The sequence below is a fragment of the Actinomadura rudentiformis genome (assembly GCF_008923185.1).
Lineage (GTDB): Bacteria > Actinomycetota > Actinomycetes > Streptosporangiales > Streptosporangiaceae > Spirillospora > Spirillospora rudentiformis.
Map to the genome: position 1 here is coordinate 473,316 of NZ_WBMT01000002.1, position 26,707 is coordinate 500,022.

The 26,707-nt window shown below is 71.2% G+C and carries 29 protein-coding genes; 14 read left to right on the forward strand and 15 right to left on the reverse strand.

Annotated elements, in window-relative coordinates; all coding sequences use genetic code 11:
• Positions 1 to 47: 47 nt before the first annotated feature.
• Both purH and purN read right to left on the reverse strand, forming a co-directional pair.
• Complete coding sequence (purH, locus tag F8566_RS05635; RefSeq protein ID WP_225992917.1) at positions 48 to 1,598, reverse strand: bifunctional phosphoribosylaminoimidazolecarboxamide formyltransferase/IMP cyclohydrolase; 1,551 nt, start codon at positions 1,596 to 1,598, stop codon at positions 48 to 50.
• A 43-nt stretch (positions 1,599 to 1,641) separates the two neighbouring features.
• Entirely contained in the window at positions 1,642 to 2,307 is a 666-nt protein-coding gene (purN, locus tag F8566_RS05640) for a phosphoribosylglycinamide formyltransferase (protein WP_151559033.1), read from the reverse strand.
• Positions 2,308 to 2,437: 130 nt separating this feature from the next.
• Here purN and F8566_RS05645 point away from each other — a divergent pair, with 130 nt between their 5' ends.
• Positions 2,438 to 3,061: a hypothetical protein gene (locus F8566_RS05645; RefSeq protein WP_151558696.1), complete on the forward strand. Its 624-nt coding sequence runs from the start codon at positions 2,438 to 2,440 to the stop codon at positions 3,059 to 3,061.
• Positions 3,062 to 3,104: 43 nt separating this feature from the next.
• On the opposite strand, the gene F8566_RS05650 is transcribed toward F8566_RS05645, so the two are convergent.
• The 3 genes from F8566_RS05650 to sucC all read right to left on the reverse strand — a co-directional run bounded on the left by F8566_RS05650 (position 3,105) and on the right by sucC (position 7,206).
• The gene (locus F8566_RS05650) at positions 3,105 to 4,976 is read right to left on the reverse strand and encodes a cell division protein PerM (protein WP_225992901.1); all 1,872 of its coding nucleotides are present in this window, start codon (positions 4,974 to 4,976) and stop codon (positions 3,105 to 3,107) included.
• 161 nt (positions 4,977 to 5,137) lie between these two features.
• A complete protein-coding gene (sucD, locus tag F8566_RS05655) occupies positions 5,138 to 6,025 on the reverse strand; it encodes a succinate--CoA ligase subunit alpha (RefSeq protein ID WP_151558698.1) in 888 nt (295 codons plus the stop codon).
• A gap of 2 nt (positions 6,026 to 6,027) precedes the next feature.
• Positions 6,028 to 7,206: an ADP-forming succinate--CoA ligase subunit beta gene (gene sucC, locus F8566_RS05660; RefSeq protein WP_151558699.1), complete on the reverse strand. Its 1,179-nt coding sequence runs from the start codon at positions 7,204 to 7,206 to the stop codon at positions 6,028 to 6,030.
• A 349-nt stretch (positions 7,207 to 7,555) separates the two neighbouring features.
• Between sucC and F8566_RS05670 the strand changes: the two genes are divergently transcribed.
• Together F8566_RS05670 and F8566_RS05675 are read left to right on the forward strand one after the other, a co-directional pair.
• Positions 7,556 to 9,226 carry a glycoside hydrolase family 15 protein gene (locus F8566_RS05670; protein WP_192809529.1) on the forward strand — a complete coding sequence of 557 codons (1,671 nt, stop codon included), beginning with the start codon at positions 7,556 to 7,558 and terminating at the stop codon, positions 9,224 to 9,226.
• 177 nt (positions 9,227 to 9,403) lie between these two features.
• On the forward strand, positions 9,404 to 10,639 hold the full coding sequence (locus F8566_RS05675) for a Tm-1-like ATP-binding domain-containing protein (protein ID WP_151558701.1): 1,236 nt from the start codon (positions 9,404 to 9,406) through the stop codon (positions 10,637 to 10,639).
• Positions 10,640 to 10,792: 153 nt separating this feature from the next.
• Here the strand turns inward: F8566_RS05675 and F8566_RS05680 are convergent, their stop codons facing one another.
• Together F8566_RS05680 and F8566_RS05685 are read right to left on the reverse strand one after the other, a co-directional pair.
• Positions 10,793 to 11,230 carry an HPP family protein gene (locus F8566_RS05680; protein ID WP_192809530.1) on the reverse strand — a complete coding sequence of 146 codons (438 nt, stop codon included), beginning with the start codon at positions 11,228 to 11,230 and terminating at the stop codon, positions 10,793 to 10,795.
• The gene (locus F8566_RS05685) at positions 11,227 to 11,721 is read right to left on the reverse strand and encodes a carboxymuconolactone decarboxylase family protein (RefSeq protein ID WP_225992902.1); all 495 of its coding nucleotides are present in this window, start codon (positions 11,719 to 11,721) and stop codon (positions 11,227 to 11,229) included. The genes F8566_RS05680 and F8566_RS05685 overlap by 4 nt, the downstream gene beginning before the upstream one ends.
• An 83-nt stretch (positions 11,722 to 11,804) precedes the next feature.
• On the opposite strand from F8566_RS05685, the gene F8566_RS05690 reads away from it, so the two are divergent.
• The gene (locus F8566_RS05690; RefSeq protein ID WP_151558708.1) at positions 11,805 to 12,371 is read left to right on the forward strand and encodes a CGNR zinc finger domain-containing protein; all 567 of its coding nucleotides are present in this window, start codon (positions 11,805 to 11,807) and stop codon (positions 12,369 to 12,371) included.
• Here the strand turns inward: F8566_RS05690 and F8566_RS05695 are convergent, their stop codons facing one another.
• A complete protein-coding gene (locus F8566_RS05695) occupies positions 12,372 to 12,905 on the reverse strand; it encodes a GNAT family N-acetyltransferase (RefSeq protein ID WP_151558710.1) in 534 nt (177 codons plus the stop codon). It abuts the gene before it with no gap.
• Between the two features lie 47 nt (positions 12,906 to 12,952).
• Here F8566_RS05695 and F8566_RS05700 point away from each other — a divergent pair, with 47 nt between their 5' ends.
• Positions 12,953 to 13,546 (forward strand): TetR/AcrR family transcriptional regulator, encoded by a 594-nt coding sequence (locus F8566_RS05700; RefSeq protein ID WP_151558712.1) that lies wholly within the window; start codon positions 12,953 to 12,955, stop codon positions 13,544 to 13,546.
• On the opposite strand, the gene F8566_RS05705 is transcribed toward F8566_RS05700, so the two are convergent.
• Positions 13,543 to 13,929, reverse strand: coding sequence for a RidA family protein (locus tag F8566_RS05705; RefSeq protein WP_151558714.1), 387 nt, complete (start codon positions 13,927 to 13,929; stop codon positions 13,543 to 13,545). The genes F8566_RS05700 and F8566_RS05705 overlap by 4 nt on opposite strands.
• 85 nt (positions 13,930 to 14,014) lie before the next feature.
• Entirely contained in the window at positions 14,015 to 14,422 is a 408-nt protein-coding gene (locus F8566_RS05710; protein WP_151558716.1) for a winged helix-turn-helix transcriptional regulator, read from the reverse strand.
• 65 nt (positions 14,423 to 14,487) lie between these two features.
• Here F8566_RS05710 and F8566_RS05715 point away from each other — a divergent pair, with 65 nt between their 5' ends.
• Positions 14,488 to 14,952 (forward strand): luciferase domain-containing protein, encoded by a 465-nt coding sequence (locus tag F8566_RS05715; RefSeq protein ID WP_151558718.1) that lies wholly within the window; start codon positions 14,488 to 14,490, stop codon positions 14,950 to 14,952.
• 4 nt (positions 14,953 to 14,956) lie between these two features.
• Positions 14,957 to 15,874, forward strand: coding sequence for an NADP-dependent oxidoreductase (locus F8566_RS05720; RefSeq protein WP_151558720.1), 918 nt, complete (start codon positions 14,957 to 14,959; stop codon positions 15,872 to 15,874).
• Here the strand turns inward: F8566_RS05720 and pcrA are convergent.
• Positions 15,871 to 18,132, reverse strand: coding sequence for a DNA helicase PcrA (gene pcrA / locus F8566_RS05725; protein ID WP_225992903.1), 2,262 nt, complete (start codon positions 18,130 to 18,132; stop codon positions 15,871 to 15,873). The two genes, F8566_RS05720 and pcrA, sit on opposite strands and share 4 nt — an antisense overlap.
• A gap of 377 nt (positions 18,133 to 18,509) precedes the next feature.
• On the opposite strand from pcrA, the gene F8566_RS05730 reads away from it, so the two are divergent.
• Together F8566_RS05730 and F8566_RS05735 are read left to right on the forward strand one after the other, a co-directional pair.
• Positions 18,510 to 19,988 (forward strand): gluzincin family metallopeptidase, encoded by a 1,479-nt coding sequence (locus F8566_RS05730; RefSeq protein ID WP_151558722.1) that lies wholly within the window; start codon positions 18,510 to 18,512, stop codon positions 19,986 to 19,988.
• Positions 19,989 to 20,056: 68 nt separating this feature from the next.
• Positions 20,057 to 20,407: a protealysin inhibitor emfourin gene (locus F8566_RS05735; protein ID WP_151558724.1), complete on the forward strand. Its 351-nt coding sequence runs from the start codon at positions 20,057 to 20,059 to the stop codon at positions 20,405 to 20,407.
• An 85-nt stretch (positions 20,408 to 20,492) separates the two neighbouring features.
• On the opposite strand, the gene F8566_RS05740 is transcribed toward F8566_RS05735, so the two are convergent.
• The 3 genes from F8566_RS05740 to dhaK are packed head-to-tail and all read right to left on the reverse strand — an operon-like array spanning position 20,493 to position 22,497.
• Positions 20,493 to 20,873, reverse strand: a complete 381-nt coding sequence (locus tag F8566_RS05740; protein ID WP_151558726.1) for a PTS-dependent dihydroxyacetone kinase phosphotransferase subunit DhaM — start codon at positions 20,871 to 20,873, stop codon at positions 20,493 to 20,495.
• 2 nt (positions 20,874 to 20,875) lie between these two features.
• A complete protein-coding gene (dhaL, locus tag F8566_RS05745) occupies positions 20,876 to 21,505 on the reverse strand; it encodes a dihydroxyacetone kinase subunit DhaL (protein ID WP_151558728.1) in 630 nt (209 codons plus the stop codon).
• The gene (dhaK, locus tag F8566_RS05750; RefSeq protein ID WP_151558736.1) at positions 21,502 to 22,497 is read right to left on the reverse strand and encodes a dihydroxyacetone kinase subunit DhaK; all 996 of its coding nucleotides are present in this window, start codon (positions 22,495 to 22,497) and stop codon (positions 21,502 to 21,504) included. Before dhaK ends, dhaL begins: the two co-directional genes overlap by 4 nt.
• A gap of 119 nt (positions 22,498 to 22,616) precedes the next feature.
• On the opposite strand from dhaK, the gene F8566_RS05755 reads away from it, so the two are divergent.
• The 3 genes from F8566_RS05755 (at position 22,617) to F8566_RS05765 (ending at position 24,961) form a co-directional block, all read left to right on the forward strand.
• Positions 22,617 to 23,336 (forward strand): PIG-L deacetylase family protein, encoded by a 720-nt coding sequence (locus tag F8566_RS05755; RefSeq protein WP_151558738.1) that lies wholly within the window; start codon positions 22,617 to 22,619, stop codon positions 23,334 to 23,336.
• Between the two features lie 40 nt (positions 23,337 to 23,376).
• Complete coding sequence (locus tag F8566_RS05760) at positions 23,377 to 24,321, forward strand: nucleoside hydrolase (RefSeq protein ID WP_151558740.1); 945 nt, start codon at positions 23,377 to 23,379, stop codon at positions 24,319 to 24,321.
• Positions 24,322 to 24,439: 118 nt separating this feature from the next.
• Entirely contained in the window at positions 24,440 to 24,961 is a 522-nt protein-coding gene (locus F8566_RS05765) for an SRPBCC family protein (protein ID WP_225992904.1), read from the forward strand.
• Here F8566_RS05765 and F8566_RS05770 read toward each other — a convergent pair.
• Entirely contained in the window at positions 24,949 to 25,482 is a 534-nt protein-coding gene (locus F8566_RS05770; protein ID WP_151558742.1) for an AAA family ATPase, read from the reverse strand. The genes F8566_RS05765 and F8566_RS05770 overlap by 13 nt on opposite strands.
• 38 nt (positions 25,483 to 25,520) lie before the next feature.
• Between F8566_RS05770 and F8566_RS05775 the strand changes: the two genes are divergently transcribed.
• Complete coding sequence (locus F8566_RS05775; RefSeq protein WP_151558744.1) at positions 25,521 to 26,246, forward strand: helix-turn-helix transcriptional regulator; 726 nt, start codon at positions 25,521 to 25,523, stop codon at positions 26,244 to 26,246.
• An 80-nt stretch (positions 26,247 to 26,326) separates the two neighbouring features.
• Complete coding sequence (locus F8566_RS05780; protein WP_225992905.1) at positions 26,327 to 26,707, forward strand: DUF3703 domain-containing protein; 381 nt, start codon at positions 26,327 to 26,329, stop codon at positions 26,705 to 26,707.

Sequence of the window (26,707 nt, forward strand, 5' to 3'; positions counted from 1 at the left end):
CGGATCCGGCCGCGAGACCGGCTGGTCTCGCGGCCGGTTCCGGAGGATCAGTGGAAGAAGTGCCGGACGCCCGTGAAGTAGAGCGTGATCCCGGCCTTCCGGGCCGCCTCGATCACCTTCTCGTCGTTGACGGAGCCGCCCGGCTCGACGACGGCCCGCACGCCCGCTTCCGTCAGCACTTCGAGGCCGTCCGGGAACGGGAAGAAGGCGTCGGAGGCACCCACCGAGGCGGCCGCGCGCTCGGCACCGGCGCGGGTCACCGCCAGCCGGGCCGAGTCGACCCGGTTGACCTGACCCATGCCGACGCCGGTGGTGGCGCCGTCGGCGGCGAGCAGGATGGCGTTGGACTTGACCGCGCGGCAGGCCCTCCAGGCGAACGCCAGGTCGCGCAGCGTCGCCTCGTCGGCCGCCTCGCCGGTCTTGAGCTCCCAGTCGGCCGGGTCGTCGCCGGGGGCGTCGACACGGTCCACGGTCTGGACGAGCAGACCGCCGGTGATCCGGCGGAACTCGGCCGGGCCGGCCGGGGCCTCCGGGCACGCCAGGAGGCGGATGTTCTTCTTCCTGGTGAGGATCTCCAGGGCCTCGGGTTCGAAGCCCGGCGCCACGACCACCTCGGTGAAGACGTCGGCGACCTGGGCGGCCATCGCCGCCGTCACCGGGCGGTTGACGGCGATCACGCCGCCGAACGCCGACACCGGGTCGCACTCGTGCGCCTTGCGGTGGGCCTCGGCGACATCCTCACCGACCGCGATGCCGCACGGGTTGGCGTGCTTGATGATCGCGACGGCGGGCTCGGCGAAGTCGTACGCGGCACGGTGGGCGGCGTCCGCGTCGACGTAGTTGTTGTAGGACATCTCCTTGCCGTGCAGCTGCTCGGCACCGGCGAGCCCGGCAGGGCCGTGGTCGGCGGTGAAGAGCGCGGCGCGCTGGTGCGGGTTCTCCCCGTACCGCAGGACGTTCTTGCGCTGCCAGGTGGCGCCCATGAAGTCGGGCCAGTGCGCCTCGGCCGCGACCTCGTCCGGCGCGTAGACGTTGGCGAACCAGGAGGCCACGGCGACGTCGTACGAGGCCGTGTGGGCGAACGCGGCGGCGGCCAGGCGGCGGCGCTCCTCGAGCGTGAAACCGCCCGCCTCGACCGCGGCCAGCACGGTGCCGTAGGAGGACGGGTCCACCACGACGGCGACGCTGGCGTGGTTCTTGGCGGCGGCGCGGAGCATGGTCGGCCCGCCGATGTCGATCTGCTCGACGCATTCGTCCGGCTTGGCGCCGGAGGCGACGGTGTCGGCGAACGGGTAGAGGTTGACCACCGCCAGGTCGAACGGCTCGACCGAGAGGTCCTCGAGCTGCTGAATGTGATCGTCCTTGCGCCGGTCGGCGAGCAGCCCGGCGTGCACCTTGGGATGCAGGGTCTTGACCCGGCCGTCGAGGCACTCGGGAAACCCGGTGAGCTTCTCGACCTTCATGACCGGCACCCCGGCGGCGGCGATCCGCGCCGCCGTGGAGCCGGTGGACACGATCTCGACGCCGGCCCGGTGCAGGCCCTGGGCCAGCTCCTCCAGCTCCGTCTTGTCATAAACGCTGATCAGCGCACGCTTAATCGGCGCTTGCCCCGGGGGGCCCTGGGGGGTCGTCCCCCCAGAATTACTCGCGACCCGACTCACCGGTCGAGCTCCCCTCATCGGTTGGTCCACAGGTCCGGCACTTCATGGAGACCCGCCTGCCCCGCGTGGTCCAGCCGTCGCGGGCCAGCCGCCCCACGACGTCGACCAGAAGCCGGCGCTCCACCTGCTTGATGCGTTCGTGGAGGGAGTCTTCGTCGTCGTGCCAGCCCACGGGAACGGTCTCCTGGGCGATGACAGGTCCGGTGTCCACGCCTTCGTCGACGAAGTGCACCGTACAGCCCGTCACCTTCACGCCGTACGCCAGGGCGTCCCGTACGGCGTGCGCGCCCGGGAACGAGGGGAGCAGCGCCGGGTGGGTGTTGACAATGCGGCCGCCGAACCGTTCCAGGAAGTGCTTGCCGAGGATCTTCATGAAGCCGGCGGAGACCACCAGATCCGGCTCGTGGGCCGCGACCGCGTCCGTCAGCGCCGCGTCCCAGGCGTCACGGCTCTCGAAGTCGGGGATGCGCACGGTGAACGTGGGGAGCCCGGCGGCGGCCGCCCGCTCCAGCCCGGCGATCTCCCCGCGATCCGCGCCCACGGCCACCACGTGCGCCCCGTAGGCTGGATCTGAACACGCGTCGAGCAGCGCCTGTAGGTTGGTCCCCGCGCCGGAGACGAGGACGACGAGCCGGGCGGACACCATGACTCCCTGGTGGACGATGGGGTTGGACGGTGCGATCGGACTGCGGATGGCTACGAACACCCGAAGCCTACCGGCCGCGCGAGCGGTGCTTATCTCGACACCACAGGTCAGAAGGTCCAGGAGGACGAACGTGAGCGAGCAGCCGGGTCAGGGCGAAAGCGGAGTCGGCACGTCCGGCCGTCCCGACCTCTCCAAGCGCGACGAGATCCCCGGCCGCCCGGAAATTCCCGAGTCCGGCGCCGCCCCCGACGCCGATCGCCCCGACCTCTCCAAGCGTAACGAGACGCCCGGACGTGCGGACCTTCCGGAACGCGGCGGCAATCAGCCTCCGCCATGGCGGCCGCCAGGCCACGATCAGGGGCCCCGCCCGGTCGAACGCCTGGGTTGGCGGGCGCTCTGGCTCGGTGCCGGCGCCATCCTGATCACCCTGTTCTTCTTCCCCGTCGGGCTGATCCTGGGCGTCGCGGCGATCGTGGTCGCCATCAGGGCCCGCCGGAGCGCCCGCCGCCAGCACGCCGTCGCGCCGGGCGCGATCGCGGGCCTGGTGCTGGGCGGGATCGCGCTGGCGTTCTCGACGTTCTCGCTGGCCCTGACGGTGTTCCTGTGGCCCGAACTGAGCGGCTACCAGACCTGCGTGGGCAAGGCCAACACCAGCACGGACGAGAAGGCCTGCCGGGACGACTACTACCCCAAGATCGAGAAGAAGCTGAACCTCCCCGAGGGCAGCATGTCGAAGTACGGCGACCTCTTCTGAGCGACCCTCCGAACGAGGATCCTCGCTTCGCTGCGGTCGTCGTTCAGTCCTGCCCCGGCTCGTCCCTGAGCACGTAGATCGCGCCACCGCGGGTCTCGGTGCGGCCCGGGTCGTCACGGTCGCGGGGCTGTGGCACGGACTGGTGCTCCTCGTCCGGAGCGGGATCGGGCGGTACGTGGGTCTCGGCGACGACGATCTCGCGTTCCGAGGCCCACCGGGCGTCCGGCACCGGGTCGGGCTCGGGTTCCGGTTCGGGTTCCGGCTCGGCGGGGGCCAGCTCCTCGGTCGCCTCGGCGAGATCGGGCAGCGGGTCGGCGAGCCGCGTCCTGGATCTCGGTTTGCGCGGCGCCAGAACGGGCTCGGCCTCCTCGAACTCCACCGGATCGGGCGCGAACGGAGCGGGCTTCCGCGGCGCCTTCGGAACGGGCTGCTCGGGTGCCCGGGGCGGGGCCGGCTCCGGCGACGCCGCGGCCTTGGCGGGCACCGGCGGGGTCGCGGGCGAGGCGGTACGGCGCCACCGGCGCTTGCGGGGCTTGCCGGGGGCCTGAGCCCTTGAAGCGGTGGCCCTCGGCGCCGGCCGCCGCAGGATCATCCAGTTGGCGATCCACGCGGCGATGGCCGCCGAGATGCCCACCTCCAGCGCGGCGAGCAGGCCGACCTGCCAGGCCGAGGGCCCCACGGTGGCCATCCGCCCGCCGCCCAGCGGGCCGCCCGACAGCGCGGCCAGCACGGCGGCCACGGCGCCGGTCAGGGCGCCGGAGAGGAACCCCCAGAGCGGTGCCGCCTCGTACACCGGGCTCGGCATGTTGCGCACGGTCAGCACGCCTCCAACGGCACCCGCGATGAACGGGGCGGCCAGCGCGAACAGCGACAGCGCGGGCGCCGGGCCGGGCTCGGGCAGCGCCGCCAACGGCGGGAACGTGGGCACGATGTCGAGGAAGACCCCCGTGGGCGACACCGTGGTGTTCGCGCCGACCGAGAAGCCTGGACCGATCGCGTACGCCATCCCCCAGATCACCGCGTTCGGCAGGTAGACCAGCTCGACCAGCACCAGCAGCACCCCGCCCACGAACCCGGGCGCCAGCATGTCGTGGAGCCGGGTGGCCTCGGACATATGCAGGGCCAGCGACGTGCCGACGAGCACCGCACCCGAGGCGAGGAGCACGGCCACCGAGCCGGTGACCCCGATCACCAGGGACCGCGGGCGGTCCGGCAGGAGCCGCAGCAGCGCCCCCAGGCCCGAACGGACCCGTGCGTCGGGATCGTCGGCCGCGTTGCGCGCCACCACGGCACGCGCCGCGCCCAGCCCGCCGGCCAGGACCGCCAGCACGAAGCAGGCGATGAGCGCCTGCCAGACGGACGCCCGCACGGCCGTGGATGCGGCGGCCAGCGCCAGCAGCCCGGAAAGGATCGCGTACGGCAGGGCCAGCGCGACCGCCACATGAACGACACCCACGCGGTAGCGGCGGCCGGTGGACACCCCGACCGCGCGGACCATCCACCCCCCGCTGCGGTACAGGAGGGCACCCGGCAGAACGATCAGGCCGAGCGGGAGCAGCCCGACCCGGCCGTGCCCCGCCGAGAAGCCGGCGTGGTGGGAGACCAGCCAGAAGTTGACCGCCGTACGGAAGACGCCGGGGAGGCCGGGGCCCAGCGCGGTGCGCGGAGCGCCGATCCATCCGACGAGCGTGATCGTCGTGAGCACCGCGAGCCCGATGCCGATGCACCACAGCGCGCCGACCAGGCCCGTCACGTACAAGGGCCGGGCCATGCCGCCGGCGAGGCCGCCGGCGATCTTCGGTGGCTGCGGCGCGGCATTCCGCCGGCCGGGTGGCGTGCCACCGCGGCCGGTGGCGGCCCTCGACGGCTCCGGTCGTTCCGGTTTCACGCGCCGCGCAGGGCTCACATCGCTCACGCCGTCAATGCTGGCAGCCAGGCGCCGAAGTGCGCCCCCGCTCGTCCGGCGTGTCGCCTTTGTCGTAGACGATCAAACGCCGTCGCGACCACGAAAGACGCCCGGGCCGCAGGCGGCTCGGGCGTCTTTTCGTCGATCCGTGATCGGGTGAAAGACCCGGATCAGAGGTTCTTCATGATGTCGCGCATGAGGCGGGCGGTCTCGCTCGGCGTCTTGCCGACGCGGACACCGACCTTCTCCAGGGCCTCCTTCTTCGCCTGCGCGGTGCCGGCGGAGCCGGAGACGATCGCGCCCGCGTGGCCCATGGTCTTGCCCTCGGGCGCGGTGAAGCCGGCGACGTAGCCGACGACCGGCTTGGTCACGTTCTGCTCGATGAACGCGGCCGCGCGCTCCTCGGCGTCACCGCCGATCTCACCGATCATCACGATCGCGTCGGTGTCCGGGTCGTCCTGGAACGCCCTGAGCGCATCGATGTGGGTGGTGCCGATGATCGGGTCACCGCCGATGCCCACGCAGGTCGAGAAGCCGAAGTCGCGCAGCTCGTACATCATCTGGTACGTCAGCGTGCCCGACTTGGAGACCAGGCCGATGCGGCCGGGCGTGGTGATGTCGGCCGGGATGATGCCGGCGTTGGAGGCGCCGGGCGAGGCGATGCCGGGGCAGTTGGGCCCGATGATGCGGGTCTTGTTGCCCTTGGACTCGGCGTACGCCCAGAAGTAGGCGGTGTCGTGCACCGGGATGCCCTCGGTGATGACCACGCACAGCGGGATCCCGGCGTCGATCGCCTCGACGACGGCGTCCTTGGTGAACTTCGGCGGCACGAAGACCACCGACACGTCGGCGCCGGTCTCGGCCATGGCCTCGGCCACGGTGCCGTACACCGTGAGCGCCTTGCCGTCGAAGTCGACGGTCTGGCCGGCCTTGCGGGCGTTCACGCCGCCGACGACGGCGGCGCCGGAGGCGAGCATGCGGCGGGAGTGCTTCATGCCCTCCGAGCCGGTGATGCCCTGAACGATGATCTTGCTGTTCTCAGTAAGCCAGATGGCCATTGTCATGCACCTGCCGCAGCGAGTTCGGCGGCGCGCTTGGCCGCGTCGTCCATGGTCTCGACCTGCTCGACACCCGGCAGCGCCGCGTCCTGCAGGATCTGGCGCCCGAGTTCGGCGTTGTTGCCGTCCAGGCGGACCACCAGCGGGCGGTTCACGGTCTCGCCGCGCTCGCCCAGCAGTTTGTAGGCGGACACGATGCCGTTGGCGACCGCGTCACAGGCGGTGATGCCGCCGAAGACGTTCACGAAGACCGACTTGACGTCGGCGTCGGAGAGCACGATCTCCAGGCTGTTGGCCATGACCTCGGCCGAGGCGCCACCGCCGATGTCGAGGAAGTTGGCCGGCTTCTGCCCGTCGAACTCCTCACCGGCGTACGACACCACGTCGAGGGTCGACATGACCAGGCCCGCGCCGTTGCCGATGATGCCGACGCTGCCGTCGAGCTTGACGTAGTTGAGGTCCTTGGCCTTGGCCGCCGCCTCCAGCGGGTCGGCGGAGGCCTTGTCCTCGAGCTTCTCGTGGTCCTGGCGGAACGAGGCGTTGTCGTCCAGGGAGACCTTGCCGTCCAGGGCCTTGACCTGCCCGTCGGCGGTGAGGATCAGCGGGTTGACCTCGACGAGGGTGGCGTCCTCGTCGGTGAAGACTGCCCACAGCCGCTCGATGATCTCGGTGGCGCCGTCCAGTGCGGCCTCGGGGAGCCGGCCCTGCACGGCGATCTCGCGGGCCTTGGCCCTGTCGACGCCCTCCAGCGGCGAGATCGGGATGAGCGCCAGCTTGTCGTGCGGCACGTCCTCGATCTCCACGCCGCCTTCGACGGTGCAGATCGTGAGGAAGGTGCGGTTGGCGCGGTCGAGCAGGAAGGAGAAGTAGAACTCCTGCGCGATGGCGGAGCCCTCCTCGATCAGGACCTTGTGGACCGTGTGGCCCTTGATGTCCATGCCGAGGATCTGTCCGGCGAGCGCTTCCGCCTCGTCGGCGTCGTCGGCGAGCTTCACGCCGCCGGCCTTGCCGCGGCCCCCGGTCTTCACCTGGGCCTTGACCACGACCTTCTTGCTGCCCGCGGCGAAGAGCTCCTCCGCGTACGTCCGGGCTTCCTGGGGAGTATGGGCGACCTTGCCGGTGGGCACCGGTACCCCGTACTCGGCGAAGAGTTCTTTCGCCTGATGTTCGAACAGGTCCACGAGGGCGTCCTTTATACGGATCGACAGCCAAAGACCACTGGAGTGGGGGTTGCACGGGGGTTGCGACCGTGCGGCCGCCACTCCGCGGTCCGCTCCGTCGATGCAGCCTAGTCAACCGGTGTCCATGGTCATGCCGCCGGGTCCGGTCACCAGCGATTTCCGCGCCCCGGTCGGCCGCTCATCACCGGGCAAGCTGCACTTACCTCCCGCTTCCTGGGGTTGTGACGGGGTATGGCTCCTGAGGAGGATGCCGCGTTTGGACCCTGAGGAGGATGACCCACTTGGCGGCGTTTGGTGTACTAATCCTCCGCCTTGCATTAATGCGGGGTGTCAAGGGGGAGATAGGCCGGTGACCATTGAGCGGGGGCGGCTCATCGGAGCCCACGATCGCGCTGAGCTCGCGGGGGCCGAACGCGTCGTGCCGAGCCGGACGAGACTGTCCGGTTCCGTCAAGCGGGGCGGGGGCTGGAGCCGGGTCCGGCGAGCCGCCGCGCTCTTGCTCGTCGCCGCGCTGGTCGCCACCTGCGGAGCCACCCTGAGGAGCCAGGCCGGGCCCGGCTGGGCCAGCCCGGGCCTGGTCGGCGGCGGTGGCTGGCCGTTCGCCGGTGAGCCCCTCAACCCGGTGGACGCCCACGGCGCCACCTATCTGCCGGACAGCTCGGTCGTACGGCTCGCCGACGGCCGGGTCCGGCTGATCCCCTTCGGCTCCGACACCCCGATCACCGTCGCCGCGTCCGACCCGAGGGTGGCCGCCGCGGTCCGTTCCGACAAGGCCTGGCTCGCCGGGGGCACGGTGCCCGGCGCGAACGCGCCGCTTCCGGGCGGCAACCTCCCGCCCCGAACCGCCTCCGCAAGTCCTGACGCGGCCAGTCCGGGCACGGCAAGTCCCAGCACGGCAAGTCCAGGCACGGCAAGTCCCGGCGCGGCGGTGGCACGGCCGGAAGTGGCCGGTTCCATCAGCCCGGACACCCGGGAGGTCTACCGCGACATGGCGGCCCGGGCGCTGCTCGACCTACGGCTGCTCACCCGGCCCAACGGCGCCTCGCTGGCGTCCTGGTACGACAAGTGGCGTTACTCCTGGCCGCGCGACTCGGCCTTCACGGTCGCCGCGTTCGCCGTGACCGGGCACCAGCCGGAGGCCCGGCGGGTGCTGCGCTTCCTCGCCCGGGTGCAGAACGAGAACGGCATGTGGGCGGCGCGCTACAACCCCGACGGCAGCGCGGTCGCCGACGGCCGGGCACCGCAGCTCGACTCGCTCGGCTGGGTGTTGTGGGCGAGCTGGTTCTTCCGCACGCAGAGCCCGACGGCCGCCACCGACCTGCCGGAGTTCTGGCCGATGGTCTCGCGCGCCGCCGACCGGCTGGCCCGGTCACTGGACGTCGAGGGGCTCCCGCCGCCCTCGTCCGACTACTGGGAACGCGACCACGCGTCGGAACAGGACCCCCGCCGCCCCACGCTCGGCGTCGTCGGGCCGGTCCTGGCCGGGCTGCGCTCCGCCGCCGCCCTCGCCCGCGACCTGGGGAGGAAGCAGGAGGCCGCCCGCTGGCAGCACGCCACGCACCGGCTGTCGGACGCGGTCGCGCGGCAGTTCACGCCGCACGGCTACCCGCGCTCACCGATCCCCGGGGGCCGGATGGACACCTCGGTGACGTTCCTCGCACCGCCGTTCGCACCGGTCGATCCGGGCGTGAGCGCGGCGGTGCAGAACGCCTTCGAACGGCAGCGGCTGTCGAACGGCGGTGTGCTGCCGGGCGAACGCTGGGCCGGGGACAAGAGGGTCGCGTGGACCCCGGAGATGGGCATGTTCGCGCTGGCCTCGGCGTGCTCGGGGCGCAAGGAGGAGGCGCTGACCCGGCTGGACTGGCTCGCCGCGCACCGCACCTCGCTGGGCGTCCTCCCCGAGAAGGTCGACGAGCACGGCAAGCCGGCCGGCGTCGCCCCGCTGGGCTGGACGGCCGCCACGGTCATCCTCAGCCTGAGCGCCCTCGAACGCCCTCTCCCCATCCCCAACCCCTCCTGAGACGACCCTCGCCGACCTGCAAGGGGACCTCCGCCGCCCGTGACGATCTACGCCGGGTTCCCATACTCTCCGCGGCTTCACACTTGCTGTCCGGGTTAGTCCTAAATCCCCTTGCGTCAGAAAACTGGGGCGTCTCCGGAGATTGTTCACCGAATAAAGCACGCAAACAGTCAAAATATGCCTTTTGTCGTGCTCATCGGGACGCTTGATACCAAAGGACTTGAATATGAATGGTTGCGAGAACGGCTGAACGGCCTCGGGATGGACGTGGTGCTCGTCGACACCGGCGTCCTCGATCCTCCTTGGGTCCAGCCCGACGTGTCCCGGGACGAGGTCGCCCGCGCCGCCGGCACCAGCCTCGCCGCACTGCGCGCCCAGGGCGACCGCGGCGTCGCGGTGACCGCGATGGCGCGCGGCGCCGCCGCGGTGGTGGCACGGCTGCACCGCGAGGGCCGCGTGCACGGCGTGCTCTCGGTCGGCGGCAGCGGCAATTCCGCGATCTCCACCAACGCGATGCGGGCGCTGCCGGTCGGCGTGCCCAAACTGATGGTCTCCAGCATGACCTCGGGCGACGTCTCCACCTACATCGGCGGCACCGACCTCACGATGATGTACAGCGTCGTCGACATCGCGGGCATCAACCGCATCTCGGTGCGCGTCCTGGCCAACGCGGCCGACGCGATCGCCGGGATGGCCACCGGGTTCGCCGCCGGGACGCCGGCGCCGCCCGGCGGCCGCGCCGTCATCGGCGCGACGATGGCGGGCGTCACCACCCCGGGCGTGAACGCGGCGCGCGAACTCCTGAGCGTGCTCGGGTACGAGGTGCTGGTCTTCCACACCACCGGTCCCGGCGGCCGTTCCCTCGAAGCCATGGCCGCGGGCGGCATGCTCACCGCCGTCCTCGACCCGACCCTGCTGGAGCTCTCGAACGCGCTCGTCGGCGGTGTCGGGGTGGCCGGACCGGACCGCCTGGAGACGGCGGGCCGGCTCGGCATCCCCCAGGTGGTCAGCCTGGGGGCCCTCGACATGGTCAAGTTCGGCCCGGAGGTCCCCGAACGTTTCCGGCACCGCCACGTGCACGCGCACAACCCCTCGGTCACGCTCATCCGCACCAACGCCGACGAGTGCGCTGAACTCGGCCGGACGGTCGCCGCCAAACTCCGTCCCGCAACCGGCCCGACCGCCCTCTTCATCCCGCTCCGCGGGCTCTCCACGCTCGGCTCTCCCGGCGGCCCCTACCACGACCCCGCTCTCGACGCCGTCCTCTTCGACGCCGTACGCGACGGCCTGGCGGGATCCCCCGTCGAGATGGTCGAGATGGACACCGACATCAACGATCCCGCCTTCGGCCGCGCGATGGCCGACCACCTGCACCTCATGCTGACCCCCGCCATACGCGCCGCCGCCTCCTGACCGCTGCGCCGGCACCGACCACGGCCCGGAACGGGCGAGACTGCGATCATGTCCGGCGCTCTCGCCCGCTGGCCGCCGTCCCCGCGGACGGCTGGCCGTCAGCGACCTCGCCGCCCTGAGCCAGAAAGTCGTCAGCGACCTCGACGACCTGAGTCAGAGACCGGCCTCCTGACTCCTCCGGCCGAGCCGCGGCAGGGCGGCGAGGCCGACGATGACCAAGGCGCCGCCCAGCAGGGCGACGGCGGGCACCCATTCCCCCACGGCGCCGACCAGCACCGCCGACGCCACGGCGGGCGCGTGGAACCGGCCGGCGGCCACCATGGCCGCCACCCCCAGCCCGGCGGCGGCCGTCGCCGCGACGGGACCGGGGCCGAGGGCCAGCGCCACGGCGAACCCCGCCGTGACCGAGACCAGATGACCGAACAGCACGGTCTGCGGCCGTGCGGCGGGCGCGGCGGGCGTGGCCGCGACCAGCGCGGCCGAGGCAGCCAGCGGTGGTGCGAGCAGCGGTTCTCCCGCCACCGCCTGCACCACCGCCAGCGGTGCGAGCAGCAGCAGGGTCAGCCACGCCGGGCGCAGCCGCTCGCTCACGCCGCAGGCCAGTCGTTCTCGGTCTCGGCGACCTTGTTGACGTAGTTGGTCAGCGTCTGCAGGGCGACCAGCGCGACGATCTCCAGGATCTGCTCGTCGGTCCAGCCGGCCGCACAAGCGGCAGCCGGGTCAGCGTCACCGCGCGACTCGGTCAACTCCCGGGCGAACGCCACAGCGGCAGCCTCCTTCGGATCCGCCGAAGTGCCCTGCTTGGCGGACTGAATCTCCTCATCGCTGAGTCCCGCCGCGGTCTTGCCCGTGTAGGTGTGGGCGGCCACGCAGTAGTCGCAGGCGTTCGCCGCGCCGACCGTCAAGGCGATCCGTTCGGCGGTGGCAGCGGGAAGCGTGCCCTTCTTAAGGGGGCGCGACAGGCCCAGGTAGCCGTCCAGCACCGCGGGAGCGTTGGCCATGACGCGCAGCATGTTGGGCACCTTGCCCATGCGCTTGGCCAGTTCGTCCAGCTTGGGATCCGTCTGCACAGGCGTGATCACAATGACTCCTTCTAACGGAATAAAGAAACAAGTCCCGTTATAACATAACGGGATCATGATGAGATGGCCGTTAGAATGGAGGCATGAGCGACCCGTTGACCCTCCGCTTCGCGAGCACGATCCGTGCCCGGCGCTCCGGCCTCACCGACGCGCTCGCGACACCGGAGGGCCTGACGACTTGGGTACGGGACCAGGATCTGTCGCCCTATCTCGACACGTCGACCTTCACCGCGGACGAGCCCGTCCGAGAGCAGACAGTCGACCTTCGTCAGGCCGTTCGCGCGCTGTTCGCGCAGGCCGTGGCCCCCACACCGCCGAGCACAGCCGACGCCGCCGCCCTCCCGCCCTTCCCGGACGCGCTCGCGCTCGTCAACGCCACGGCGGCGCCACTGTCCAGGCAGCTGGAGTGGCGGGACACCTGGCAGGAACGCGTCGATCCCACCGTTGAGGGCGACGGTGCCAGGCTCGGTGCAGCGCTCGCCAACGCAGCCATCGATTTCTTCGCCGGACCGTTGCCCGCCCAGGTACGCGTATGCCCGGCACCGCGCTGCGTCCTCTACTTCATCAAGCGCCATCCGCGCCAGGAGTGGTGCTCAGTCGCGTGCGGCAACCGCGCCCGCGCGGCGCGGCACTACCAGCAGCACCGCTGATCACTCACCCTTCAGCAGCACCCAGATCTCCTCGTCACGCCGTTCGCCTTCGATGACCCACGAGCCGCGCAAGGTCGCCTCGTGCGTGAAGCCGATGCGCTTGGCCGCGGCGCGGCTGTTGGCGTTCTCCGGATCGCACCGCCACTCCACCCGCGCCATGCCCCGCACGTTCATCGCCCAGTCGATCATGTGCCGGACCGCCTTGGTGACCAGCCCCCGGCCGCGGGCCTCGGTGCCCAGCCAGACACCGACCTCGCAGACCCCGATGGCCGCGTCGAAGACCCGGAAGAGCACGCCGCCCACCAGCGCGCCGTCCACCCAGATGCCGTAGATCCGGCCCCCGTCCGCCGCCTGCCGGTCGGCGTAGCTCTGCAGGAAGGCCCGTGCGGAGTCCACGTCCACGACCATCCGGGCAAACGGGATCCACGGCAAGAGATCGTCGCGCACCCGATCGACATGCCTGGCGAACTCCTCGGCCTGCCACGGCTCCAGCGGCCTGAGCTCGGCGTTCTCCCCCAACACATGCGCGAACACGGGACCTCCAAGGTGCATACCAAACGTTCGTTACGTACTATAGCGCCATGCCCGCACGCGGAGATCACGATGCCCGCCGCCGCGACGTGTCCGAAGCCGTCTGGCGAGTCCTGGCCGATCGCGGCTTCGGTGGCCTGACCCTGCGCGCCGTGGCCGCCGAGATGAACGCCTCGACCGGCCTGCTGACGCACTATTTCCCCAGCAAGAAGGCCCTCATCGCGTACGCCCTCGACGTGGCCGACGAACGCACGGCCAACCGCCCCCGCCAAACCACCCCTGAGCCGGGCCTGGAGGGCCTCCGCACCGCTCTGCTGGACGTCCTCCCGCTCACCCCCGAGGCCGCGGCGATGAACCGCGTCTGGGTCAGCTCATGGGACGGCTCCCTGGCCGACCCAGAGCTCGGCGCCCGCGAGAAGGACCGCTACGAGGCCTGGCGCAGCCGCCTACGCCCGCACGTCGAAGCCGCCCGCAACGACGGCGACCTCCCACCGGACACGGACATCGACGAAGTAACCGCAACCGTCGCCGCGTTCACCCACGGCATCGTCGTCCAAGCCCTCTTCGACCCCGACCGCTTCCCCCCGACCCGCCAGACCACCCTCCTCAACAACCTCCTCCACTCCCTCGCCGCTCTCGCCTAGTCGGCGGCGATCACTTCCAGTTCGACCAGCCAGTCGTCGGCGAGGTGCTCGACCACGATGCCGGTGACCGGCACGGCGCGGCCGCCCAGCGCCTCCATCCGCGCCGCGGCGTTGGCCTCGGCGTAGGAGGCGTCGCGCAGGTAGCTGGTGATGCGGACGATGTTGTCGACGGTCATGCCGGCCGAGGCGAGGATCGTCCGCAGGTTCGACCAGACCAGGTCCAGCTGTTCGGCGAACGTGGCCCCGGCCACCCCGGCGGCGTCGAGGCCCATCGTCCCTGACACGTACAACGTCCGCCGCGCGTCCCGGACCTCGATGGCGTGCACGTAGTCGCCGGTCGCGGGGTAGATGCCGTCGGCCGGGTTGTGGATCACAGTCTCCATGGGGCCGGATCATGGCAGGGCGGCGGACCCCGCGCATCCGGTTATCCGTTCCGCCACCCCTGGTGACGGGCGGGTCGCGATGCGGCTACCGGTTCTCCTCGTCGTACCGGAGCCGGGACGTCGCGACGTACTCGCGATGCTCCTCCGCCCAGCGGATGAGCGAGCCGACCTCCCTGGAGAGGGTCTCGCCGACCTCGGTCAGCGCATAGTCGACGCGGGGCGGCGATGTCGGCGTGACGGTGCGGATGATGAGGCCGTCGCGCTCCAGGCTCCGCAGGGTCAACGTCAGCATGCGCTGGGAGATGCCGTCGATCCCGCGCTGGAGCTCGGAGTAACGCCGGGGCCCGTCGCCGAGCAGCGCCATGACCAGCACGCTCCATTTGTCGCCGACCCGGTCGAGGACGTCGCGCAGCCGGCAGGTCGGGCTGCCCGCGCCGACCGGCGCACGCACATCGGTGTGCGGTACGCGGGCCAAAGTGCCTTCTTCCACCATCCCTGCATTGTCGACCACACTTCAGACGCACACAAGAAGTAACCAACGCACAGGAAGTGCGGTTGATGCTCGAACTACCGACCAGATCCGGGCCACGCCCGGTGACCACGGGACGCGAAGTCCCGCATGACCAGCTCGACCAGTTCTCCCCACCCGCGATCCGGGCCGCCCTGGTCCAGGAGGCCGACTCACTGCCGGGCGTGTTCACCGGCCCCAGCCAGGTGTCGGAGCCCTCCTCGCTGGCCCTGCGGCTGCATGAGCCGCGCGGGCCGTGGGAGGCGTTCCTGCACCCGAGCCGCGACGAGTTCGGCCACATCCACCGGGCGGGCTTCATGCACCTGACGGTCCCGCCGCCGCTCATGGCAGAGCTGGCCGAGCGCGGATGGGCCGAGCGGCATCCGATCAGCCTCCGCGCCGAATGGCCCGACACGATCGTGATGCTTTACGCCCCCCGTGACGAGGCGGAGCTCGCCGTCGCCGTGGCGGTCCTTCGAGCGTCCTGGCAACAGGCCACGACAGAAACGGAGTAAAGAGATGCGCGCATTGGCATACAGCGATTTCGGGGCGGCACCCGTGATCACCGACCTCCCCACCCCCGAACCCGCGGCGGGTGAGGTGCTCGTCCAGGTGCGGGCCTCGTCGGTGAACGGGTTCGACCTCGGTGCGCTCGGCGGATTCCTCAAGGGCATGTACGAGTACGACTTCCCCGTGGTCGTCGGCAAGGACTTCGCCGGCGTGGTCGCGGCCGTCGGTGACGGAGTGACCAGCGTCGCCGTGGGCGACGCCGTGTTCGGCGTGGTGATGCGCCCGACCCTGGGCCAGGGCGGCTTCGCCGAATATGTCGCGGTGAACGAGGCGTACGGTCTCGCGCCCCTCCCGCCAGGGCTCGACCACACGCGAGCCGGAGCCCTCGGGCTGGCCGGGACGGCCGCCCTCAACGCGGTCGACGCCGTCGCCCCGGCTCCTGGTGAGACGATGCTCATCTCGGGTGCGACGGGCGGCGTCGGCGCTTACGCGATCCAGCTCGCCGCCGCTCGCGGCGCCACCGTCCTCGCCACCGCACGTCCCGGCGCCGAGGCCGCCTTCGTCACCGCGCTCGGTGCCGCCCACACCGTGAACCCCGACGACCTTGCCACGCAGGTACGAGCCGTGGCCCCGGGCGGGGTGCATTCGGCGCTGCACCTCGCGGGCGACGGCGAGGTCGTGGCGGGACTGCTCGTTCAGGACGGGCGATTCACCTCGACGATCCACTTCAGCCCCGCCAGGCCCGGCATCAAGGCCACCGCGGTGATGGCCGATCCGAACAGCGCCACGCTCACCCGCCTCGCCGAGGACGTCGTGGCCGGACGGCTGCGCGTGCCGATCGCGGGCACCTACCCGCTGGCCGGCGCCGCACCGGCCCTCACGGCGTTCACCGAAGGCACCGTCGGCAAGCTGGCCATCACGGTCTAGAGCTTTTCGACGGGGGCGTAGCGGAGGATCAGGCGCTTGACGCCGTATTCGCCGCCGAAGTCGACGCTGGCGGCGGCCTTGTCTCCGGCGCCGTCGACGGTGACGACCGTGCCCAGGCCGAACGCGTCGTGGGTGACCTTGTCACCGGGGGCGAGGCTGGGGACCGAGCGGTTGCCCGGTGACTGGACGCCGGGGCGGGCCGCCATGCGGGACATCGCCGGGGAGGACGCGGACGAGGCCTCGCGCTCCCAGTCGAGGAGGGTCGTGGGGACCTCGCCGAGGAACCGGGAGGGCGGGTTGACCTGGGGGGCTCCCCAGGAGCTGCGCATGGCGGCGCGGGAGACGTAGAGGCGCTGGCGGGCCCGCGTGATGCCGACGTAGGCCAGGCGGCGTTCCTCTTCGAGCTCCTTGGGGTTGCTCATGGCGCGCAGGTGTGGGAAGACGCCGTCTTCCATGCCAGTAAGGAAGACGACGGGGAACTCCAGGCCCTTGGCGGTGTGCAGGGTCATCAGGGTGACGACGCCCTGCTCGGTCTCCTCGGGCTGCTCGCCCGGGGGGACCGGGGCGCTCTTGGCGCCGCCGGGGATGGAGTCGGCGTCGGCGACCAGGGCCACCTGCTCCAGGAAGTCGACGAGGCGGCCCTCGGCGGACTCACCGTCGAGGCGCTCCTCGAACTCGCGGGCGACGGCCTCGAACTCCTGGAGGTTTTCGATGCGGGTCTCGTCCTGCGGGTCCTTGGAGGCCTGCAGCTCGGCCAGGTAGCCGCTCTTGACCAGGATCTGCTCGACCAGCTCGGCCGGGGTCGCCGACTCGACGGCCGCGCCGAGCTCGTCGAGGAGCGCGACGAACTCGCGGACCGCGTTGATCGAACGGGTGGCCATGCCCGGCACGTCCTCGGGACGGCGGAGTGCCTGCCAGAACGAGATGCGCTCGCGGGAGGCGTAGGCCTCGACACAGGCCTCGGCGCGATCGCCGATGCCGCGCTTGGGCACATTGAGGATGCGGCGGAGGCTGACGGTGTCTTCGGGGTTGCCCAGGACACGGAGGTAGGCCAGCAGGTCGCGGACCTCTTTGCGCTCGTAGAAGCGGACGCCGCCGACGACCTTGTAGGGGAGGCCGACCCGGATGAAGACCTCTTCGAAGACACGGGACTGCGCGTTGGTCCGGTAGAAGATCGCGACGTCGCCGGGCCGGGCGTCGCCGGAGTCGGTGAGCTTGTCGACCTCCTGGGCGACGAACGCGGCCTCGTCGTGCTCGTTGTCGGCCACATAGCCAGTGATCTTGTGGCCCTCGCCCTGGTCGGACCAGAGCTTCTTGGGCTTGCGGTCGGCGTTGCGCTCGATGACGGCGTTGGCGGCCGACAGGATCGTCTGGGTGGAGCGGTAGTTCTGCTCCAGGAGGATCGTGGTGGCCTCGGGGTAGTCGCGCTCGAACTCCAGGATGTTGCGGATCGTCGCGCCGCGGAACGCGTAGATCGACTGGTCGGCGTCGCCCACCACGCACAGCTCGGCCGCGCCGATGCCCTCGACCGGTGCCGTCAGCTCGCGGACCAGCTCGTACTGCGCGTGGTTGGTGTCCTGGTATTCGTCGACGAGGACGTGGCGGAAGCGGCGGCGGTAGTGCTCGGCGGCCTCCGGGAAGACCTGCAGCAGATTGACCGTCAGCATGATCAGGTCGTCGAAGTCCATCGCGCCGGCCTGCTGCAGGCGGGCCTGGTACATCTCGTAGGCCTCGGCGAGCGTCTGCTCCATGTGGGTGGACGCCCGGGCCTTGAAGGTCTCGTAGTCGATGAGCTCGTTCTTGAGGTTGCTCACCTGCGCGGAGAACGACTTGGGCGGGTAACGCTTGGGATCGAGGTCGAGCTCGCGGCAGACGAGGGCCATCAGCCGCTGCGCGTCCGCCTGGTCGTAGATCGAGAAACTCGACGGGAAACCCAGCCGCTTGGCCTCGCGGCGCAGGATGCGCACGCACGCCGAGTGGAAGGTCATCACCCACATGGCTCTGGACCGCGGCCCGACCAGCGCGTCGACGCGCTCCTTCATCTCGGCCGCGGCCTTGTTGGTGAAGGTGATCGCCAGGATCTGGCCGGGATGAACGTCGCGCTCGCCCAGCAGGTAGGCGATGCGGTGCGTGAGCACGCGCGTCTTGCCCGAGCCGGCACCGGCGACGATCAGTAGCGGACCACCGGAGTGCACCACGGCGGCCCGCTGCTGCGGGTTGAGGCCCTCGAGCAGGGGGCGAGTTTCGGTCTTCGACATCACGAGCGAGTGTAGAGCCCGGCGCCGACAAACACGTCCCGCTGCGAGGCCAGGCCGCCGTTCTCTGGCACCGCGGCAAGGATGGATCAGTGCATACACACCGCAATGCCTGATCAACAGTCCGAAACCGGACAATGGCCCGATGGGGCCTTTCCCAGGCCTTGACTGACCATCCTGACGGGCGGAGCGTAGTCCGCGCAGGGCGGCGAGCACTTGGGCCCGGGCCTCACCCCACCCGTGGCTCCGGCCTTTCACATCGGCCGGTCACGTCGACGGACACGTCCGCCGAACACCTCCGGCCAGGCATTGCCATGCCCGCCCTCGGCCGCGCTGGGCCAGCAGGGGCCCACGCCAAGTGACGGGAAGGTGGAACGAAGATGATCCACCAGCAGGAACTCCAACGCCAGCAGGAACTCCAGAGGCGCGCCCAGGGACTGGAGGTCCCCGAGTCGCGGATCGAGATGATCCCGGCCCAGCTGCGCGTCGAAGGCGCGGCGGCCCCGCCGACGCCCCAGCCGATCCCGCGTCCGGTGCCGATTCCGGTGCCCGTCGTGACCGGCCACCGCATCCTTATTTACAAGCAGGACCCGACTGTCACGGCGCTCGGCGTCCGCGCGGTGTTCATCCCCACGATCGTGCTGAACGGTCCGACCGACGCGCGCATCACCACCCTCCTCCAGGGGATCACTCCGGTGGCGCGCAACACCAATGGCGACTTCATCTTCCAGCCCAACACCCCCGAGTTCGACTGTGCGCACACCTTCGCGGTCGTACGGCAAACGCTCTCGATGTGGGAGCGGCACAACGGCGGCAACGCCATCCCGTTCGCGTGGAACGTCGGCGGCAACACCGACAAGATCACCGTCCACCCGCGGGCCGGGGTCGGCGCCAACGCGTTCTACAGCCGCACTGCCAAGGTCCTGAAGTTCCTGCACTTCGTGCCGCAGGGCCAGCCGCCGCAGAACGAGGTCTTCACCTGCCGGTCGCTCGACATCACCGCGCACGAGTGCGGGCACGCCGTCCTCGACGGGCTCAAGCCCGGCTGGCTGGGTGCGGGCAACCCGCCGCAGACCGGCGGCCTGCACGAGGCGTTCGGCGACCTCAGTGCCATCTTCCTCGCACTGGCGCAGCCGGACCAGGCCGAGGCGCTGGTGGCGCTCACCCGCGCCAACCTGCACGACAAGTCGTTCCTGCCCGCCATGGCCGAGGAGTTCGGCAAGGCACTGGGCAAGGACTTCGGTCTGCGCAACGCCGACAACGACCTCAAGCTGAGCGAGGTCAGCAACGAGGTGCACGCGGTCTCGCAGGTGTTCACCGGCGCGATCTACGACGTGCTGGCCGACATCTTCGTGTTCGAGCGCAACCGGCAGCGCAGGACCAAGGACCCGACACTGGTCCTCATCGAGGTCGCCTCCAAGCTCGCCAAGCTGCTGTTCGACGCGATCATCGCCGCGCCCGCGACCGGCGCCACGTTCGTGGACGTCGCCAACAAGATGTTGCAGATCTCCAGCAGCCAGGGCGACCCCGCCAACTACCGCACGTTCATCCGCAACCGGTTCGCGGTCCGCGAGATCACGACCTCGCCGACGCCGCTGACCGACCTCATGAGCGGCCGGGTCAACATGACCGACGCCGACTACACCGGCAACGGCCAGGACGTCACCGAGGTCGGGCCGGCCGACGAGCACTCGGCGAGCCTGCGCGCCGAGCAGGACCGTTCGCGCTGCTGCGGCACGATGCAGATGCCGGAGTACGCGGCGATCGACGCCGAGAAGCTGGGGCAGCGCGGATCCCTCGACAACGACGACATTCTCCGGAGTGAGCTGGAGGAACTCCGGAGGGCGTTCAACAAGTAGAAAAAGATCTCTCCGAATCCCGGTCGTCGTGTCCAATGGCGGGCACGACGACCGGGGGAGGCGAGCTCATGCGCGTGAAGATCGAGAGCACCGGCGGCTTCGCGGGCGACCAGGTGATGGTCGCGCTGTACGACACCGACGAGTTGCCAGAGGACCAGGCCGGCAGGATCCGCGAGGCGGTGGACGCGCTCGCCGCCGCCAAGGAGAGCGGCGAGCCCGGTGAAATCGGCGCCGACCTGCCCGCATACCGCGTCACCGTCGGCGACGTGGACGGCGACCAGCGGGTCTTCGAGGTCGTGGGCACGCATCCCGACGCCGTCGATGACCCGCTCACCGTGCTGCTCCGCGGCCCGGCCGAGCCCGTGGAGCCGCCGGAGGGCAAGCCCGGCAACAAGCCCCCGAGCCCCTCCGGCCTCTAGGCCTGCCGCGTTCCAGACAGGCCTGCCGAGTTTCCAGACAAGCCTGCCGAGTTTCCAGACAAGCCCGGCGAGTTGGCCAGACCTGTCAGGTCTTCCGGTGGTCGCGGGCCGACTCGGCCGCCGCGAGCACGGCGTCCAGCCCGGCGCCCGTGGCGGCCATGGACGCTGCCGCGACCGCCCCCTCGACCAGCGGCGCGTCGGCGAGCACGACCTTGCCGTCGGCGCCCTCGACGTACATCTTGGCGGTCAGCACCGAGCTGCCCAGGTCCGCGAGCAGCACCACGCCGTCACCGCCGTCCGCCGCCCGGACGGCCCGTTCGACGAGATCGATGCTCGTCCCGAGCCCGCCGCCGGTGTCGCCGCCCGCGCACTCGACCACCGCCCTGCCGACGCCCATGGCCCGCGCGACCTCGGCGACGCCCTCCGCCAGCACCCGGCTGTGCGAAACGATCACAAGGCCGACCAAGGTCAGCTCCCTTCCCCGGCGGCGACGGCGGCCAGCGCGTGCAGAACCAGCACGGTGGACGCGGCGCCGGGATCGAGGTGGCCGGTGCTGCGCTCGCCGAGATAGCTGGCCCTCCCCTTCCGCGCCCGCATCGGCACGGTCGCCTCGGCACCCTCCTCGGCGCCCTCAGCGGCTGCCCGCGCGCACTGCGCCAGGGACTCGCTCCTCCCCAGCGCCGCCTGGTAGGCGCCGACCGCCGGAATGAGCGCGTCCACCATCGTCTTGTCGCCCTCGGCGGCCTGGCCCAGCTCCTGGACGGCCTCCAGGGCCGACCGCAACGCCGCCCCCAGCAACGCGGCGTCGACCTCCTCCGCGTCGCCCATCGTCTTGCCCGCCTGGCGCAGCGCCGTCCCGTACAGGGGGCCGGAGGCACCGCCGGTCTTCGACACGATCGCCCGGCCGGCCGCGATGAGGACCTTGCCCGGCGGCGCTCCCTCCGGCAGGGCCTCGACGGCGGCGGCGAAACCCCGGCTCAGGTTGAGGCCGTGGTCGCCGTCGCCGATCGCGGCGTCCAGCCGGGTCAGCCGGTCGGCATCGGCCGTGACCACCTCGGCCGCCCGGCGGACGAAGTCCGCCAGTGCCGCCCCGTTCATCGGCCCCACCGCAGCCCCGGGGTCTCGACCGGGGCGTCCCAGAGCCTGGTGAGCTCGGGCGTGAGCCGGCACACCGACACCATGCAGCCGGCCATCTCCAGGCTCGTGACGTACGGGCCGACGAGCGTGCGGGCGACGATCGCGCCATGGTCGGCGAGCCAGTCGGCGGCCGCCGAGTACGCCACGTACTGCTCGATCAGCGGGGTGCCGCCCATCCCGTTCACCAGCACCAGGACCTCGGCGCCCGACAGCGGCATGTCGGCGTCGATCGCCGACAGCGCCGCGTCCACGATCTCGATCGCGGTGGCGGCCTTGGCGCGTTCCCGCCCGGGTTCGCCATGGATGCCGATGCCCAGCTCGATCTCGTCATCGCCCAGTTCGAACGTCGGCTCCCCCGCGGCCGGCACCGTGCACGGCGACAGCGCGACGCCGAACGACCGGCTGCGCTCGTTGACCTCCCGCGCGACGGCCGCGACCTCGTCGAGCGCGCCGCCCTCCTCGGCCAGCGCCCCGGCGATCTTCTCGACGAACAGCGTGGCGCCGGTGCCGCGCCTGCCCGCGGTGTACGTGCTGTCCTCCACGGCGACGTCGTCGTTCACCAGGACCGACGCCACCCCGATGTCCTCGTCCTCGGCCAGCTCTGCGGCCATCCGGAAGTTGAGGACGTCACCCGTGTAGTTCTTGACGATGTGCAGGACGCCCGCACCGCTGCTCACCGCCGTCGTCGCGGCGAGGATCTGGTCGGGCACCGGGCTCGTGAAGACCTCTCCCGGCGCCGCGGCGTCGAGCATCCCGTACCCGACGAAGCCGCCGTGGAGGGGTTCGTGGCCGGAGCCGCCGCCCGACACCAGGCCCACCTTCCCGGCGCGCGGCGCGTCACCCCGGACGACGATCCGGTTCTCGAGATCGACTCGCAGGGACGGATGGGCCGCGGCCAGACCGCGCAGCGCGTCGACGACGACGTCCGCTGGGGCGTTGATGAGTTTCCGCATGTCTCAGCTCTACCCCGCTCATGACGCGTGTCCCAGGCCCAATCCGTCACGGCGCAACAAGGATCACCTGGCGCCCCCTCCGATTCGAAAAACCGATAGGTAGGCATACAGTTGAAATCGTGACCAACGACGTGCGACGGATCCTCGTGGTGATGGCCCATCCCGACGATGTCGACTTCGGCGCCGCCGGGACGGTGGCGGGCTGGACGGATCAGGAGATCGAGGTCGTCTACCTCATGGTCACCGACGGCGACGCGGGCGGCTTCGACGACGCCGTCACGCGGACGGAGATGGCCTCGCTGCGCCGCGACGAGCAGCGCGCCGCCGCCAAGTGCGTGGGCGTGGAGGACGTGCGGTTCCTCGGCTATCCCGACGGCCGGGTGGAGGCGACGCTGGCGCTGCGCCGCGACCTCTCGCGGGTGATCCGGCAGGTACGGCCCGATCGGGTGGTCATGCACAGCCCCGAGCGCAACTACGAGCGCATCCACCCGAGTCACCCCGATCACCGGGCGGTCGGCTCGGCCGCGCTCGACGCGGTCTACCCCGACGCGCGCAACCCCTACGCCTTCCCGGAGCTGCTGGCCGACGAGGGCCTGGCGGCCTGGACTGTGCCCGAGGTGTGGCTCGTCGGCGGGCCCACGCCCAACCATTACGTGGACATCACGGACACGTACGACCGCAAGCTCGCCGCGCTCAAGGCCCATGCCAGCCAGACCGCGCACATGGGCGAGGACGGCCTGGAGCAGATGCTGCACGGCTGGCTCTCGGGGAACGCGCGGACCGCCGGGCTCGGCGAAGGGCGGCTGGCCGAGGCCTTCCAGGTCGTCGACACCGGATAACCTCCACGGCGACGATCACCACGCCCGAAGGGGTTCCCGCATGCCCAAGATCCTTCTTGACTGTGACACCGGCATCGACGACGCGATGACGCTGCTCTACCTGGCCTCGCTGGTGAAGGCGGGCGCGGCGGAGCTGGTCGCGGTGGGCACCGTGCACGGCAACATCGACCCCCGCTCCGGCGCGCTGAACACCCTGCGGGTATTGGAGCTGGCGGGGGTGGACGGGGTGCCGGTGGCGATCGGCGCGCCCCGTCCGATGGCCCAGGACGTGCACTACGCGCTGGACTTTCACGGCAGCGACGGCCTGGGCGACACCGGCCGGCCCGCCCCCCGCGGCGAGCCGACCGCCGAGGCCGCTCCCGCGCAGATCGTCCGGCTGGCCCGGGAGCGGCCCGGCGAGCTGACCCTGCTGGCGACGGGCCCGCTGACCAATCTGGGCGCCGCGCTGCTGCTCGACCCCGAGCTGCCGTCGCTGATCCGCGAGGTCGTCATCATGGGCGGCGCGTTCGACCACCCCGGCAACATCACCACGCACGCCGAGGCGAACATCTGGCACGACCCGGAGGCGGCCGAGCTCGTCTTCGCCGCCGGCTGGCCGGTGGTGCTCGTGCCGCTGGACGCGACGCACCCGACGGCGGTGGAGGCGCCCTGGCTGGACCGGCTGGCCGCGCACGACTCCGAGCCCGCCCGGTTCGCCAGCCGGATCCTGGAGTTCTACATCGACTCCTACGCCCCGATCCTCAAGCGCCGCGGCTGCGTCATCCACGACGCGCTCGCCGCCATGCTGATCGCCGAACCGGACCTCGGCACGTACGTGGAGCGCCCGGTCCGGGTGGAGCTGCGCGGCGAGCTGACCCGCGGCGCGACGATCTGGGACGCCCGCACCGCCCCGGCCCGGGACGACCGGCGCCCGGTCAAGGTCATGGTCGGCAGCGACGTGGAGCGGTTCCAGGAACGCCTGCTCGCCTCGGTGTTCGCGCTGTGACACGGCGGCCGGGCCGGAACGTCGCGGCCGGCTCGTGACGCTGCCCACATCCGGTCCCGTGCCTTGTCGGTACGGGACCGGATGACTACGGTGCGGTGATCAAGACACGGGAGCCGGCATGCCGTACGAGATCGAGTCCACCGCCACCTCCAGCGCGGCCGCAGAGGTGATCTTCAAGCATCTGGCCGTCGCGGAGGCATGGGGCGAGTGGGGCAGTTTCCCGACCAGGGCCCGGCGGGAGCGCGCGGGCGACGAGGTGCCCAACGGGGTCGGCGCCATCCGCAAGATCCCGCCGTCGCGCGAGGAGGTCGTGGCGTACGACCCGCCCCGGCATTACGCCTACGTCATCCTGACGGGGGTGCCCGTCCGCGAGTACCGCGCCGACGTCACGCTGGAACCGCAGGGCCTCAACACCCTCATCCGCTGGAAGGCCAGGTTCGAGCCGGTGATCCCCGGCAGCGGGCCGGTCATCCGCCTTTTCTCGACCGCGCGCTGGCCTCGTTCGCCCGCCGCGTCGCCCGGCACTCCGAACGCTGCGAGCCCGGCTGCCCCGCACGCCTCCCCGACTGACCCGGCTGACGCGACTCACCGCGACTCACCGCGGCTGACGCGACTGACGCGCGCCGGTCAGCCGCCGTGAGGCTCGGCACGTGCAAGGATCTCGTCCACGGTCTGCTCGGCCGTCAGCTCTGAGGTGTCCAGCCAGAGACCGATCCGCGGTGTCTCGCCGCGCAACGACGAGTCCAGGTCGGCGACGCTGAACGAACCTGCGACGTACGCCCGCTTGGGCCGTGCCTCCTCGCGTGCGGCGACCGCCTCGGGGCTCGGCGCCAGCACCACCACGTACAGCGGCCGCGTCCGGATCCGTTCGGTCATCCAGGTGAGCTGCTCACCGAGGATCACGTCCTGCACGACCGCGGCGAACCCTGCGTCCGCGTAAGCATCGGCGGTGCTCGCAGCCAGCCCGTAGCGCAGCCGCAGTTGGCCGAGTGCCTCCGGCGACGGGTCCGGGCTCATGTCAGCGCGGCCGTTGACGACGAAACGGCGGAACATGTCGCCCCGGACATGCACCGACTTCGGCAGCCGCTCGGCCAGCGCCTGCGCCACCGTGGACTTCCCAGCCGCCTGGATGCCGGTGATGAGATAGACCGCCCCCGCCATGCATTCATGATCGCACTCTGGGCGGCTAGCCTGGTTCGATGAGCGGCGACGGCCGGCGTCATGCGAACGTCTGGAACGGCGTCGCGACCGTGCGCCCGGGACTGCTCGTCTACACGGGGACGGTCGGCACCGCCACGCTGCACGCTCATCACTCGGTGCAGGTGTTCGTCGCACGGCACGACGAGATCATCCTGGGCGACGCGGCCGGTGAACGTCTCGGATGCCAGGCCGCAGTGATCCCGCCAGGTGTTCCGCACGAGGTCGTCGGCGGCGTGGACGAGGCCTTGATGGTGCATCTGGATCCGGAGTCGGCGCAGGGACGCGAGCTGAGCCAGCTGCCCGATCCTGACGACGCGGTGGCGGGCTGGGGCCAGGCAGGCGGGCTCCTCGGCTCGGCTGAGGAGATCATCGACGCACTCCCCACCGCGCGGGAGATCGAGGTTCGCCATCCGGCCGTTCGCCGGACGTTGCGGACACTGCCCGAACTGCTCGACGGCCCCCCGATCCGGCTGGGCGAGCTGGCGCGGGCGGTCAACCTCTCGGAGAGCCGGCTGGCGCATCTTTTCAGCGAAGAGGTCGGCTTGCCGCTCCGGCCGTACGTCCAGTGGCTTCGCCTGCAGCGCGCGGCGGAGCTGGTGGCCGCGGGCGCGTCGGTGACCGAGGCCGCCCACGGCGCGGGCTTCGCCGATGGTGCTCACCTCAGCAGGATCTGCCGCCGGATGTTCGGCATCGCCCCCTCCGAGTTCGTCCGGGCCACCGGGTAGCAGGTTCGTTCAAGCGTCACCGGCAGGAGGAGAGCGAGGCTGGTAGCAAGCCATCCGGCATCGATTTCCGAGGAGTCGCCATGCCCTCCCCCATGCCGCCCGCCGTCCGCGCCGCCTTCGAGGCCGAGCTGCGCCAGGCTCGTACAGCCACCGACCTGGACGCGATGTGGACGGCGCTCGAACGCGCGCACATCCTGTCCCAGTCGTGGGCGTGGCCGCACACGCGCGCCCACTGGCACATGTTCGTGCTGGCGCTGAAATGCCGCGACCAGAAGGAGGCATGGGGCCAGGTCATCAGGCTTCTCGTCGGCGCCCCCGGCTCCCTGATGGGCCGTGCCCCCGAAGGGAACATCGGCCGCACGAGCGTCGGCCTGAGGACGGTCATGCCCGTTCCCGAGGATCTCGCGGCGATCCTTGCCGAGGACAAGAAGGTCACGGTCAGCAGCGCTCGCAGCCGGTGA